The 13,010-nt window shown below is 38.9% G+C and carries 15 protein-coding genes; 8 read left to right on the top strand and 7 right to left on the bottom strand.

Annotation, left to right across the window (positions count from 1 at the left end; all coding sequences use genetic code 11):
* The first annotated feature begins 68 nt into the window (after window positions 1-68).
* From WFN33_RS13480 to WFN33_RS13450, 7 genes are all read left to right on the top strand, one after another.
* Window positions 69-647 (top strand): cob(I)yrinic acid a,c-diamide adenosyltransferase, encoded by a 579-nt coding sequence (locus WFN33_RS13480; RefSeq protein WP_336953585.1) that lies wholly within the window; start codon window positions 69-71, stop codon window positions 645-647.
* A gap of 113 nt (window positions 648-760) precedes the next feature.
* The gene (locus tag WFN33_RS13475; RefSeq protein ID WP_336953584.1) at window positions 761-1,483 is read left to right on the top strand and encodes a glycerophosphodiester phosphodiesterase; all 723 of its coding nucleotides are present in this window, start codon (window positions 761-763) and stop codon (window positions 1,481-1,483) included.
* A gap of 360 nt (window positions 1,484-1,843) precedes the next feature.
* On the top strand, window positions 1,844-3,007 hold the full coding sequence (locus WFN33_RS13470; protein WP_336953583.1) for an acyl-CoA desaturase: 1,164 nt from the start codon (window positions 1,844-1,846) through the stop codon (window positions 3,005-3,007).
* Window positions 3,008-3,102: 95 nt separating this feature from the next.
* Window positions 3,103-3,432 carry a DHCW motif cupin fold protein gene (locus WFN33_RS13465; RefSeq protein WP_336953582.1) on the top strand — a complete coding sequence of 110 codons (330 nt, stop codon included), beginning with the start codon at window positions 3,103-3,105 and terminating at the stop codon, window positions 3,430-3,432.
* 76 nt (window positions 3,433-3,508) lie between these two features.
* Complete coding sequence (locus WFN33_RS13460) at window positions 3,509-4,966, top strand: protein adenylyltransferase SelO (protein WP_336953581.1); 1,458 nt, start codon at window positions 3,509-3,511, stop codon at window positions 4,964-4,966.
* A 179-nt stretch (window positions 4,967-5,145) separates the two neighbouring features.
* Window positions 5,146-5,745 carry a L,D-transpeptidase family protein gene (locus WFN33_RS13455; protein WP_336953580.1) on the top strand — a complete coding sequence of 200 codons (600 nt, stop codon included), beginning with the start codon at window positions 5,146-5,148 and terminating at the stop codon, window positions 5,743-5,745.
* 24 nt (window positions 5,746-5,769) lie between these two features.
* Window positions 5,770-6,150 (top strand): MmcQ/YjbR family DNA-binding protein, encoded by a 381-nt coding sequence (locus WFN33_RS13450; RefSeq protein ID WP_336953579.1) that lies wholly within the window; start codon window positions 5,770-5,772, stop codon window positions 6,148-6,150.
* Window positions 6,151-6,371: 221 nt separating this feature from the next.
* Here the strand turns inward: WFN33_RS13450 and WFN33_RS13445 are convergent, their stop codons facing one another.
* Window positions 6,372-7,058, bottom strand: a complete 687-nt coding sequence (locus tag WFN33_RS13445; protein WP_004725942.1) for a response regulator — start codon at window positions 7,056-7,058, stop codon at window positions 6,372-6,374.
* 15 nt (window positions 7,059-7,073) lie between these two features.
* Window positions 7,074-8,810 carry a sensor histidine kinase efflux regulator BaeS gene (baeS, locus tag WFN33_RS13440; RefSeq protein WP_336953578.1) on the bottom strand — a complete coding sequence of 579 codons (1,737 nt, stop codon included), beginning with the start codon at window positions 8,808-8,810 and terminating at the stop codon, window positions 7,074-7,076.
* A gap of 142 nt (window positions 8,811-8,952) precedes the next feature.
* Here baeS and WFN33_RS13435 point away from each other — a divergent pair, with 142 nt between their 5' ends.
* Window positions 8,953-9,564, top strand: a complete 612-nt coding sequence (locus tag WFN33_RS13435; protein ID WP_336953577.1) for a hypothetical protein — start codon at window positions 8,953-8,955, stop codon at window positions 9,562-9,564.
* Window positions 9,565-9,627: 63 nt separating this feature from the next.
* On the opposite strand, the gene yjgA is transcribed toward WFN33_RS13435, so the two are convergent.
* The 5 genes from yjgA to panB are packed head-to-tail and all read right to left on the bottom strand — an operon-like array spanning window position 9,628 to window position 12,970.
* Window positions 9,628-10,167, bottom strand: coding sequence for a ribosome biogenesis factor YjgA (yjgA, locus tag WFN33_RS13430; protein WP_004725935.1), 540 nt, complete (start codon window positions 10,165-10,167; stop codon window positions 9,628-9,630).
* A 2-nt stretch (window positions 10,168-10,169) separates the two neighbouring features.
* Window positions 10,170-10,439 carry an HPr family phosphocarrier protein gene (locus tag WFN33_RS13425; protein ID WP_004725933.1) on the bottom strand — a complete coding sequence of 90 codons (270 nt, stop codon included), beginning with the start codon at window positions 10,437-10,439 and terminating at the stop codon, window positions 10,170-10,172.
* Entirely contained in the window at window positions 10,436-11,287 is an 852-nt protein-coding gene (gene rapZ / locus WFN33_RS13420) for an RNase adapter RapZ (RefSeq protein ID WP_004725931.1), read from the bottom strand. Before rapZ ends, WFN33_RS13425 begins: the two co-directional genes overlap by 4 nt.
* 25 nt (window positions 11,288-11,312) lie before the next feature.
* Window positions 11,313-12,158, bottom strand: a complete 846-nt coding sequence (gene panC / locus WFN33_RS13415; protein WP_336953576.1) for a pantoate--beta-alanine ligase — start codon at window positions 12,156-12,158, stop codon at window positions 11,313-11,315.
* A gap of 2 nt (window positions 12,159-12,160) precedes the next feature.
* The gene (gene panB / locus WFN33_RS13410; RefSeq protein WP_336953575.1) at window positions 12,161-12,970 is read right to left on the bottom strand and encodes a 3-methyl-2-oxobutanoate hydroxymethyltransferase; all 810 of its coding nucleotides are present in this window, start codon (window positions 12,968-12,970) and stop codon (window positions 12,161-12,163) included.
* Between the last annotated feature and the right edge of the window lie 40 nt (window positions 12,971-13,010).

The raw sequence follows: 13,010 nt of genomic DNA, 5'->3' as shown, positions 1-13,010 counted from the left end.
GGATAATGTTTTGACCGACATTATCCTTTTTTATTGTTTATCTTTTCATTTTTATCTAGGACAAAATTATGGGACATCGTTTAAGTAAAATTTATACCCGTACAGGCGATTCAGGCACCACAGGATTAGGAGACGGTTCTCGCGTAGCGAAAGATGACTTACGTATTACCGCTCTCGGTGATGTAGATGAACTAAATTCTATTGTTGGTGTATTACGTTCACAAATTTCAATGAGTAACATCGTTGATAAAGCCCATTGGGATAAATCACTGAGCTTGATTCAACACTGGCTATTTGATTTGGGTGGTGAAGTCTGTATTCCCAACTACAACTTACTCCAACCTGTTTGTGTTGAATTTCTTGAAAAGGAAATCGACAAAATGAATGAAGACTTACCAATGCTCAAAGACTTTATTCTACCCTCTGGAACTTTAGCATGTAGTTATGCACATCAAGCACGTGCTGTATGTCGTCGTGCAGAACGTAGCTTAATGACTGTACACAGTCGTGATCAAAATATTCAAGCAACTACTCTACAATTAATCAACAGATTATCCGACTGGTTTTTTGTTGCTTCACGCACCTTACAACGCGCAGAAGGTGGTAGTGAAGTACTTTGGCAAAAGAACATTAATGACACGATTTAACGATAAATCACTGTCTAAAAGTAATTTTTTAACAGTATGATAAAGTCAAGTTATTGCTAAAAGTAAGACTTAAACGATTACCAGACAGATGAAAATGAGTATGTGAGTTCATTATGAGAATTATCGGACATCGTGGCGCACGTGGTGAAGCACCTGAAAATACCTTAGCTGGATTTCAATATATTCACGATTTAGGTATCCGTGCAGTTGAATTCGATGTTCGACAATTAAAAGATGATGAACTCATTATCATGCATGATGATAATTTTTTAAGAACAACTGGAATAGATCAAGCACTGTATGATTTAAACAGCGCTGAATTAGCGGCCTATAACCAAGCCAATATCTGGATGGATTGGGAAAAACAAATTACCCCAACCTTAAGCCAAAGCCTAAAGGTTATGCAGGACTTTGAGCATATTGAAGTTGAAGTGAAAGCTGTAGAAACATTGCAACACGCTGAAAAACTCATCATCGAATTACAAAAACAACTGCAAAGTTTTGAAAATGTTGCGGCGATTACCAGTTTTGATTTAAAAATACATCAAGCCTTACAACAGCAAAACTCAAGTTTTAAACGTGGTCTACTGATTGAAGATGACATCCAACAACGTGCAATCGAACAAGCATTACAACTGGGATGCTGCCAGATTGGATGGATGAATCAATTGGCAACAGATGAGCTCATTCAAGCAACCCAGCGTGCAGGTTTGGACATCAGTGTTTGGACCGTCAATGATATTGAGCGCGCTAAGCATTTAAGAGATTTGGGGATCAATGGATTAATTACAGATTTCCCCAAAATGATGCAGCTTGCCTTAGCACAAATTCAATAACTCAAATCCATTTAATAACACAATAAAGTAGAATTTTATTTTGAACTTTAGAGGGTTTCAAAAATTAAAATTTAACTTGAGAATCAAGCGTCTAAACCCTTAAAAATCAAATTGGATAAGACAGAAAAATTCTTACACTATTTTGACATTTAAATACGACGTTTTAACCATTCATTTTTTTCGATCAAACCGCTAGAATTCATGTTTTATTCTGTTACTGTTTTATACAATACAGATGTACACTAATACTAGTGAACACATGTTCGCCCATGATAATATCTGTGAAAGTATAGCCTAGAAAAATGCTGAAGCTATGCGTTTAACTTTACCTGATAAAGGTTCTTAGGAGTGCTGTTGGAGATGAATGCTCCCCTACCCAAAGCCCCAATAAATTGGATCGGTGTTTTTGCCTTGGTGTTTTTACCCCTTGTGGCAGTAATTGCGATCCCTTTATATGCCTACCACCATGATTTTAGTGCGGCAGCTTGGATTAGTTTATTCGTTTTACTCGGTCTCAGTAGTTTAGGTATTACTGCAGGTTATCATCGCTTGTGGGCACATCGTGCATACGAAGCGACTTTACCACTTAAAATCATTTTGATGATCATGGGAACTTTTGCTGTTCAAAACAGTATTTTGTTCTGGGCTTCTGGTCACCGTACACATCACCGCCATGTGGATGATGTGGATCAAGATCCGTATTCGATTAACAATGGTTTTTGGTATGCTCATATTGGCTGGATGTTACGTAACTATCCCGCTTCTGAATCAAATTATAAAAATGCACCTGATTTGTTGAATGACAAAGTGGTTATGTTCCAAGACAAGTATTATGTCCCACTTGTTATTGTCGTACATGCTGCGATTTTAGTTCCTCTGGGGTGGGCTGTAGGTGACATGTGGGGTGTACTACTCTTAGGTGGTTTACTCCGCTTAATTATTAGCCACCATGTAACATTCTTTATCAACTCACTCTGTCATATGTGGGGCAAACGTCCTTATACTGACGAAAATACTGCACGAGATAACTTTGTTCTTGCCATTGCAACATGGGGCGAGGGTTATCATAACTATCACCATATTTTCCAATACGATTATCGTAATGGTGTGAAATGGTGGCAATATGATCCAACAAAATGGTTGATTTGGTCCTGCTCTAAAATCGGTTTAGCCAAGAACCTACGTCGTATCCCAAGCTTTAATATCAAAAAAGCGGAATTGGCGATGAGATTTAAATATGCTGAACAGGATTTAGCGATTTATGGTCATAACGTCAATGCAGATATTATCGCGATGAAACAAAAAGTATCGCAAGAATATGAAGCATTCACCAATACATTAAATGATTGGGCTGCGTTAAAAGAACAAGAGCTACAAGCGAAAAAAGCATCTGTTGCTGAGAAAATTCACCAAATGGATGTCAAACTCAAAGTTGATTTCCAATTGGTCGAACAGAAACTTGCTTTCCATCGTGAACGTTTAGAAACATTGATGCGTGGAATCAAAAAGAACGTTGTTTCTTAACTCTCAATACACATCAAAAGCAAAGCTCCGAAAGGGGCTTTTCTTTTATCCAGTTTTTACAGACATTCCTACTGATAATATTGAGAGAAAATAGTATGCAAATTAATAACATCCCCTTTGGCATTACCAACTGGTCAGAAGTTCCAACAACGCGTCATGAGGGTGAGCAAGGTTTTGCGCTTTGGCGCACACAACAATTTGATAATATTCGAGTGCGAATGGTCGAATATTCTGTAGATTATTTGGCTGACCACTGGTGTCTTAAAGGTCATATCCTGTTTTGCTTAGAAGGTGAATTGGACACTGAACTCGATGATGGACGTACCTTTACCTTAAAAGCAGGGATGAGTTATCAAGTTGCAGACCAAGCTGAAGCGCATCGTTCTTCCACCGCATTTGGTGCAAAGCTATTTATTGTCGACTAAAACAGTCGACATTATCTCAACAGCTTAAAACTTTGCTATATTGAGAGGACAAGTGAAACCATTGTGACCGATCGCTATGCAATTTGCCCCACGTTACCCATTTCTCGATTCAAAGCTCTATCATGAGCAAATGCCTAGCCCACTGAAAGGTGCAAAGGCTGGGCATTTTAATGCTGCACTTGCGGATGAATTACAATGGTCTGAAGATGAAAAGACCCAATGGGTCAAGATTTGTAGCGGGCAAAAAACCTTTCCTGAATTTCATCCCCTTGCCATGGTTTATGCAGGGCATCAATTTGGACAATGGGCAGGTCAATTGGGGGATGGGCGTGGCCTATTGATAGCGCAAATTTTAAATCAACAAGGTCAAACCATTGACCTCCATTTAAAAGGCGCAGGCTCAACTCCCTACTCTCGTATGGGAGACGGACGTGCTGTATTACGTTCTGTGATTCGTGAATATCTAGCGGGTCATGCACTCAATGCACTGGGGGTTCCTTCAAGCAATTCCGTAGGCTTTACCTCTTCAACCCAAGGCGTACAACGAGAAAAACTTGAACTTGGTGCAATGATGTTACGCACTTCGGATTGCCACATCCGTTTAGGGCATTTTGAATGGATCAATCAATATCAGCCTGAGTTACTCACTGAATTTACCCAAAAATGTATTGAATGGCACTATCCACAATGTTTGAGTACTGAACAACAAAAGTTTGAAGACACTGTTTTAGCATTTGCAACGCAAGTGATGCAAAACACTGCGATCATGATCGCCAAATGGCAATTGGTGGGTTTTGCTCATGGTGTTATGAATACGGATAATCTCAATATTACAGGTTCTACCCTTGATTTTGGCCCTTATGGTTTTATGGAGCGTTTCCGTCCCAATTGGATCAACAATCATAGTGATTACAATGGCCGTTATACCTACCAAAACCAACCGAGTATTGCACATTGGAACTTATGGAATTGGTTAAACAATTTAATTCCACTAGCACAAGCAGAAAATAAAGAACAATTTAAGCAAGACCTCGTCAAATGTTTAGAGCATTTTGAACCGACCTTTCTAGAACATTATACCCATGGGCTATGCCAAAAACTTGGACTACCTGCCTTCCATAAAGATAGTTTTGATTGCGGTATGGCATTTTTAAGAATTCTACAAAGTGAGCAACTCGACTATACCAACAGTTTTCTTCGCTTACAGAATAAAGAATATGAAGCTATTAAAGATGATTGCCTAGATCGCTTTCAATTTGAAAGCTTCTTGACGCAATATCACAGTATTCGTGAGCAGCAAGATATTGATGTACTTGATGCGGAAATGAAAAAGGCCAATCCAGTCTATATTTTAAGAAATCATATGCTACAAACAGCCATTGAACAGGCTGAACGTGATGATTTTTCTGAGGTTGATCGTCTATTTAAATTGCTTGGTCAGCCCTTTACCAAACAAAGGGATTTAGAAACAGCCAAAGACTTAGCACCTTTACCAAGTGATGTTCCTGAAGTAATGGTGAGTTGTTCGTCTTGATCAAATAAATTGCCGAATCACTTTCTTTGATCTGACTCATCATAGTTACCCACAATTTCTGTGGATAAACTTGTGTTTATCCACAGGATAAATCCATAATCACAAATTAACTACAGCTTTTGTCTTTAGAGTGAATAAAATTTAGGCAATACAGGGTTTTACAACATTAGTATTCTAAAATGAATAAAAAATACCTCATTCCATGCTTGATTCTTTTGGCTATAGCTATAGCAAGTGTCTGGACTTATCAAAAATATAATCAATTTATTCCAACGGCAAATGCTGCCATACACGTGCAGAATTTATCTGAGCAAGACATTCAACGTCTCCGTCAAGACACGCCAATCACCGAAGTTAAAGTTTATAAATCAGATCGTATTGTTAAACTCATGCATCATGATCAAGACATACGAACATATCCAATGCGCTTAGGTTTTGATCCTATTGGACATAAGGTTAAAGAGGGTGATGGAAAAACCCCTGAAGGTCGTTATATTTTAGATTGGCGTAATCCTAATAGTGCATTTTATAAATCGCTGCATGTGTCCTATCCAAACCAACAGGATAAATCTAAAGCCAACCAACTCGGCGTTTCTCCTGGTGGCGACATTATGATTCATGGTTCAGCAACACGCTCACAAATGGAAAAACTCCCTAGTTTAATGACGTACTTACCTAGAAATGACTGGACATGGGGGTGTATTGCCGTTAGAAATATAGATATGGATGAAATTTGGAAGCTGGTCGATGATGGAACAGTGATTAGCATTTATTCATAAAGAATATTTTAAAAAGAGACAGTGATGACAGGTGAAGAAATCCGAACTTTAGCATTTAAGATTGCATCAGATTTGCCTAAATCCGAACTTAGCTACCCTTTTGGTGAGGATATTCCTGTTTTTAAGGTGGTGGGAAAAATGTTTATGTTAGGCTCTGAACTGCATGGCAAAAAACTAATTAATTTAAAAGTTGAACCTGATCATGGCGAAATGTTAAGAGATCTCTACCCCTCGATTCAGATGGGCTATCATATGAATAAACGTCATTGGATTTCAGTCTATGAAGGTGAACAGATCAGTGCTGATTTGATTCAAGACTTAGTTGAAGGCTCTTATGAGCTAGTGGCCAAGAGTCTAACCAAAGCTCAAAAGCAGGTATTGGCGGTTTATCAACAGATTAAATAATTAGCGGTCTTTTGATAACTGCATTTGATAGTAGCTTTGAATTACAGGTTTAGATCAACAGACCTGTCTATACCTGATTCAGTCAAGTCAGAATCTATCGATAACCATAAGTTATATGCTTATTTTTCAAACATAAATTTTTACATTTATAAACATTTACCCACAATATCTGTGGATAAACCTGTGTTTATCCACAATGGTGAACTTAAAATGTTGAAAACTTAATCTTCTGGATATTCAAAACGGTAGCCTACGCCATAAACAGCTTGTACCCATTCATGACGATTTCCAGTTTCAGCAGCCTCAGATATTTTACGACGTAAGTTCTTGATATGACTATCAATAACACGGTCAGCAACATCAAAACTATCTGGGTTGATATGGTCTAAAAGTTGCGCTCTAGAATAGACTTGTCCCAAATGTTCGAGGAAAAGCTCTAAAAGGCGGAATTCAGTTGGCGTTAAATTCAACGATTTTTGTTGATACCAGATACGTTGTTGTGCTTTATCAATACGAAATAAGTCATTGGCTTCAGGTTCAGCTTTACGTTCTAAACGGCGTAATACCGCTTGTACACGAGCCACCAACTCTTTTGGGCTAAAAGGTTTACAGACATAGTCATCTGCTCCCATATTTAAACCCAAGACACGATCGATTTCTTCTGTTCGTGCAGTCACCATGATAATCGGTAAGTCGGTTTGCTCACGCACTTTACGGCAAATGGTCAAACCATCCATACGCGGGACCATCAAATCCAATACCATTAAACTCGGCTTACGTTGCAGGAAGCTGTCATAAGCTTCTTGACCATCATGAAACATACTGACTTCAAAGCCCGCTGCTTCTAGATAATCCCGCACCAATTGCGCAAGTTCAACTTCATCCTCTACCAGCATGATATGCTTCATGTTGTACTATTCCTTTTAAAATTTAGTATGTTTTGAAAATGTCAGTTTGCAACGCAAACCGCCTAATGGCGAATGATCAAAAGTAAGCTGACCACCGAGTGTTTGTGCAATTTTACCTGATAAAGCCAAGCCCAATCCTGTACCACCTGTACTACGTGTACGTGAATTATCCACACGATAGAAGCGTTCTCCCAAGCGTGCAATCTGTTCATCACTCAGACCCAATGGGCTATCATCTACGATCACACTCCATGAATCTGCATCTTGCTCTGTATGGACTTGAACTTCACCGCCTGCTTCAGTATAACGAATACTATTTCCAAGTAAGTTGACCATAATTTGCTTAAAACGATCTATATCTAATTGTAATTTTGCCCCCTCACCTCTGGCTGAAATTGTTAAATCAGCCTGTTCAAATTTAGGTTTAAAATTCTCTATTTCCTGTAAAATGACGGACCAAGGATCAACTTCTGCAAAGTAGCATTTCAATTGTTGTGCTTCAGCTTGGGCTAAATCCGCTAGATCCTGTGTCAATTTTTTCAAGCTTGTGACTTGACGTAACATCGCTTCAAAATGTTCAGGTGTGGGCTTTCGAATCCCATCTTGCATGGCTTCAATTTGTGCCTGCAATACTGCCAATGGTGTTTTTAACTCATGTGAAGTATCTGCAACCCATTGACGGCGTGATGTTTCATGCTGGTCGAGAATGACAGCCAACTGATTTAACTCAGTAGACAAGTCTCCTAATTCATCATTGCGGTTAATCACCACTTGATGCTGGTAGTTACCTTTGGTTAATTCACGAGTTGCGTTCAATAAACGTTGAATCGGTGTTTTAAAATAAGTCGCCAATAACAAGGCTGCAACTAAGCTTGATAAGAATGTGAAGATATAGATCAGTACTAAATAACGTTTTTGATTACTAAAAAAGTTAATACTCAATGCATCATCCTGATCTAAAACTGGTTTTAAACCTAGATACCCTACCACCTGATCATTGACCAAAATCGGACGATAAGAAACCTGATCATCAGAAGGTTCACCCAAAATAAACTGTTGTTTTGCATCATATAATGAAAGGCGTGAACTGAGTCCTAAGCGGTCAGGCAATGATACAAATATCTTTTTGCCATTCTGTGGATTTACAGTCCGCATTGAATCTCTCGTTGACGTTTCTTTAGGTGCTGAAGCTGCTTCTTCACGACCCGCTGAAAGATGTCCTTTGTCTATAGATGATTTTTTTCCTTTACGATCAGAGGGTCTAAATAAATTTTGATTTGAGCTCAGTGGAAACTTCAAACCTTCAAATGGCTGATAAGCTGAGGGTAAATTCTCTTCAAGAATTTTTAGTTCTTCTTGATCCAGCTGAGACTTATGAACTGCACCATCTGTTTGTCCCAAAGTCGCTACTATCGTATGTTCTTTAAAATAGCGCTGTTGTAAAGCAATATCATATTGACGACGTAGCCACCAGCGTGACAACTTATCATAATCATCAGGAGCAGCATCGCCTTCAATTTGTAAAATCTGTGCTTGAACCGCATTACCCCAGTCTTGATAGACCCCATATACATCTGCCAAATTTTCTATCAGATGATCAAGTTTTTGCATTTCGACATCTGCGACATATTTGGCAAAATTCTTTTGCATGGTCCAGTGCAAAACACTTAAGCTCACCGTTGTAATGACTAATGTCGTCAATAAAACGGTGAGAAATAAGCGCAGTGCAATGGGGACTCGACGTATTTTCAAAACTGATCTCACGTTTTTCTTCTCATTTCAACATTGTACCCAACAGTTGTTCAAAATTCTCTCCATTGTTTCTACATCATTATTATTTAATCTTTACGGTATCAACAGAACACAACACAAAATATTCATTGGAGTAGTAACAATGAAAGCTATGACAAAAATCGCACTGGTATCGGCAAGTATTTTAACTGTAGGGGCTTTGACTGCCTGTCAATCTAATCCAGGTCCAAAAGAGGGCCACCCGATGATGCATGGTGGGCATCATAAAATGTCACCTGAACAACGTGAAGAAATGAAACAGAAACGTGCTCAACATAAAGCGTTACGCCAACAAATGCAAAAAGCCTGTGATGGCAAAGCAATTGGTCAAACGGTTCAGGTGACAGCAGGTCAGCAAAATATTAATGGTACATGTAATATCGTATTCAAGCCTGATCACAAGGCGATGAAAGAGATGAATCAGGATTTCCGTCGTGATGGAGAACAACGTGGTCATATGATGCGTCATGACGGACCCCGTATGAAAGACATGACCGAAGAACAACGTGCTCAAATTAAGCAAGAATTTGCCCAAAAACGTGCAGAACGTAAAGCGAAGTGGGATGCGATTCAAAAATCATGTGCAGGCCAGACTGATGGTAAGGCAATCCAAGTAAAACTGGATGATAAAATCATCGATGGTAAATGTGTTGTTAAATTCCAGCCAGAGTTTAAATCAGGCGATAACATTCCCATGATACCATCAAAAGTTTAATTCATATCTTGGCTAAATATAAAAAACGACCCTGTTGGGTCGTTTTTTATTTGTCACAATAATTTACTTGGAATTATCCGAAATCAAAGCCACTTGTTGGGCATAATTTAATAACTTAAGTTTAGAAGCCGCTAATTCTTCAGCGGTGGCTTGACGGGTGATATCCCGATGAATACGCAATACATGCTGACGTAAAGAATGACTTTCAGCAGCATTATAAGATTTACAGAATTCTTTAATTGCAGGGTCACGCTGCTCAATCATTCGATCCACCCAACGATCCAATTGCGCCAACTTTTTAATCCCTTGCTTAGGGGTTAAATAAGACAAAATGATGGCTTCATCTTCATTACGCAAAAGCTTACCAATCCGTTGAAATTGACGGCGACGTGCTTCAAAAGATGTGATCAATTGCACATCAAGCAAAGCCTCTATCAACCGATCTTCAACAGGTAAAGATTCAATTTGTTTCTTCGACAACTCTGCGAGTTGTTCACCTAAAGCAGCCATACGTTGTACAGCTTTTTTCTGTTCGGTTTTACTTGCACGCCCTTCTAAAGATTCAAAATCATCTTCAGTAAAACGTTGCGGACGACGTGCCACGATTATTCTGCCTCGTAAAATTTATCTGCGAACAGTGCTTGAACTTCAGACAAAGCTTTTTCTTCATCTGCACCATCAATCACTAGACGCAAGGTGGTTCCTTTACCAGCTCCGAGCATAAGTAAAGAAAGGATATTCTTGGCATCGACTAACTTGTCACCCTTACCAATTTGAATAGAGCATTTAAATTTAGTCGTGACTTCGATTAGTTTTCCAGATGCACGCGCATGTAATCCTAATTTATTAATTACGTCAACAGTTGTGTCAATCATGACCAGTGCTTCATTTCTCTATGTAATACTTGAATAGTCCATTTTGACTCAAGAGCCTTTTTCAACCTATCCACAATATAAACTGAACGATGTTGTCCCCCCGTACAGCCAATTGACACTGTAATATAGTGACGATGACCTTCCGAAAAAGCAGGCAACCACTTATTTAAAAACTGATAGATGTCTTGATACATCTCATTTGCTTGCTCACTGGCTTCTAAAAATTTACGTACTGGTTCATCTAAACCCGAATATTTACGTAACTCTAAATCCCAATGTGGATTTGGCAAATGCCTGACATCAAAAACAAAATCTGCATCTAATGGAATACCATGTTTATAACCAAAAGATTGCAAAATTAAAATGAGTTTATCGGACTGTCCAAGTTTGGACAATAAGGTATCTTTTAAATCGTGTACACTTTTATCCGTTGTATCGATATGTACTGTTGCTCGCAGTTGAATCGGAAGTAATAAATTTTTTTCTTCTTGAATACATTCATTCAAACTCTGAAAACGGTTTGACAATGGATGAGGACGTCGAGATGCACTAAAACGTGAAATCAATTCCTGATCACGCGTCGTTAAATAAATAACGTCTACGCTGCCATGTTTTTGTAACTGTTGAAAAACTTGATCAAAACCCTGTAAATCTTCTTTTGCACTTCGAACATCGACACCCAGTGCCAATAATTCTAAATTATTTTCTCTATCCAACTTTTCAACAATTTCAGGAAGCAATGCCAAAGGCAAATTATCGATACAGTAATAACCCAAATCTTCAAGCACCTGCAAAGCAGATGATTTACCTGAACCAGACTGTCCTGTTACGATAAGTATGCGCTTCATGGCATCGCGATCCTAAAAGCAAAGTTTATGTAAAATGTTTTACTTGTAAATTGTCAATCAGACGAGTCTTGCCTAATTTCGCTGCAACAAACAATACAACATCTTGGTCGAATTGTTCAACTTTTTGCAACGCTAGACTACGTGCTTCGACATAATCCACAATTAACCCTGCATCATTTAAACTTTCACGAATTTGAGCCAAGACATCTGTAAGTGTTTTACCTGCATGTAAATCTTGTTCAGCAGTCGTTAAGGTCTTAAAAATAACAGGAGCTATTTGACGCTCTTGTTCAGATAAGTAACCATTACGCGAACTTAAGGCCAAACCATCTTCAGCACGTGCAATTGGTACACCAATCACTTCAATTGGCATATTCAAATCACGAACAACCTGCTTAATCACAGCCAATTGTTGATAATCTTTCTGTCCAAAAAATGCAAAGTTCGGCTGTACAATATTAAACAATTTGGTGACAACAACAGCAACACCATCAAAGTGACCTGGACGTTGTAAGCCACACAAATCATTGGTAATTTCACCCACAGTAATATTTGTTAAACGTGGGAATTTACCATACATTTGCTCAACAGACGGTGCAAAAACAATGTCACACCCCACTTCAGCAAGTAAATTACTGTCTTGCTCAAGTGTACGCGGATAGTTATCAAAATCTTCATTGGGTCCAAACTGAATTGGATTCACGAAAATACTAACCACCACCACATCACATAATTTACGCGCTTCACGAACAAGGTTTAAATGGCCCTGATGTAGATTTCCCATCGTTGGTACAAAACCGATGATTTTACGTGCCGATCGAGCAGGATTAAGTGATGCTGTTAGTCCTTGAATGGTCGTTTCTGTTTTCATGTCTACAGCTCTACTTGAAAAGTATGTTCTTTTGCAGGAAACGATTTCTCTTGCACAGCAACATGATATGCCTTGAATGCATCTACAATTGCAGATTCACCTGCTTGTTCTTTCATAAAATTGCGTACAAAGCGAGCCACTTTACCAAAAGTCAAACCAAGCATATCTTGCACAACAAGAACTTGACCATCAGTATCTGCCCCAGCCCCAATACCGATCACAGGAACGTGTGGGAATAATTCAGTAATTTCTTTACCCATTTGAGCAGGAACACATTCGAGCAATAACACAGCTGCACCAGCGTCTACCACAGCTTTACAGTCAGCAATTAATTGATCTGCCGCTTCACGCGTTTTCGCTTGTAATTTATAGCCACCAAAGACATGTACCGACTGTGGTGTTAAGCCCAAATGTACACAAACAGGTACACCATTTCGTGTCAAAACTCGTATAGTTTCAGCCAGCCATTCACCACCCTCAATTTTCACCATCTGAGCACCCGCTTGTATCACGGTTTTTGAATTAAGCAACGCATCATTAAGCGTTGCGTAACTCAGAAAAGGTAAATCACACATGATAAATGCGTGTTGATTCGCACGACGTACAGCTGCAGTATGATACGCCATATCTGCAACAGTAACAGGCAATGTAGAATCATGCCCTTGGATTGTCATCCCTAAAGAGTCACCAATTAAAATGGTGTCAATCTCAGCAACTTCCATACCTTTTGCCATACTCGCATCATAGCAAGTTAAGCATGAAAATTTACGTCCCTGAGTTTTGAATTGTCTTAAATCACTTAGGCTAATCATGACGATATTCCTCTATCAATGAGAGTTCCTCTGCCCATTC

Source organism: Acinetobacter sp. AS167, assembly GCF_037152175.1.
Classification (GTDB): Bacteria; Pseudomonadota; Gammaproteobacteria; order Pseudomonadales; family Moraxellaceae; genus Acinetobacter.
The sequence above is the reverse complement of the archived record's forward strand: the minus strand, read 5'-3'. Positions and strand labels throughout refer to the sequence as shown.

Bases quoted from the DNA above. Each gene is read 5' to 3' on its own strand.
- WFN33_RS13450 (WP_336953579.1), top strand. From the start codon at position 5,770: ATGACAGGTGAAGAAATCCGAACTTTAGCATTTAAGATTGCATCAGAT.
- WFN33_RS13480 (WP_336953585.1), top strand. From the start codon at position 69: ATGGGACATCGTTTAAGTAAAATTTATACCCGTACAGGCGATTCAGGC.
- WFN33_RS13460 (WP_336953581.1), top strand. From the start codon at position 3,509: ATGCAATTTGCCCCACGTTACCCATTTCTCGATTCAAAGCTCTATCAT.
- panC (WP_336953576.1), bottom strand. From the start codon at position 12,158: ATGAAAACAGAAACGACCATTCAAGGACTAACAGCATCACTTAATCCT.
- WFN33_RS13475 (WP_336953584.1), top strand. From the start codon at position 761: ATGAGAATTATCGGACATCGTGGCGCACGTGGTGAAGCACCTGAAAAT.
- WFN33_RS13445 (WP_004725942.1), bottom strand. From the start codon at position 7,058: ATGAAGCATATCATGCTGGTAGAGGATGAAGTTGAACTTGCGCAATTG.
- WFN33_RS13435 (WP_336953577.1), top strand. From the start codon at position 8,953: ATGAAAGCTATGACAAAAATCGCACTGGTATCGGCAAGTATTTTAACT.
- WFN33_RS13465 (WP_336953582.1), top strand. From the start codon at position 3,103: ATGCAAATTAATAACATCCCCTTTGGCATTACCAACTGGTCAGAAGTT.
- panB (WP_336953575.1), bottom strand. From the start codon at position 12,970: ATGATTAGCCTAAGTGATTTAAGACAATTCAAAACTCAGGGACGTAAA.
- WFN33_RS13455 (WP_336953580.1), top strand. From the start codon at position 5,146: ATGAATAAAAAATACCTCATTCCATGCTTGATTCTTTTGGCTATAGCT.
- WFN33_RS13425 (WP_004725933.1), bottom strand. From the start codon at position 10,439: ATGATTGACACAACTGTTGACGTAATTAATAAATTAGGATTACATGCG.
- WFN33_RS13470 (WP_336953583.1), top strand. From the start codon at position 1,844: ATGAATGCTCCCCTACCCAAAGCCCCAATAAATTGGATCGGTGTTTTT.
- rapZ (WP_004725931.1), bottom strand. From the start codon at position 11,287: ATGAAGCGCATACTTATCGTAACAGGACAGTCTGGTTCAGGTAAATCA.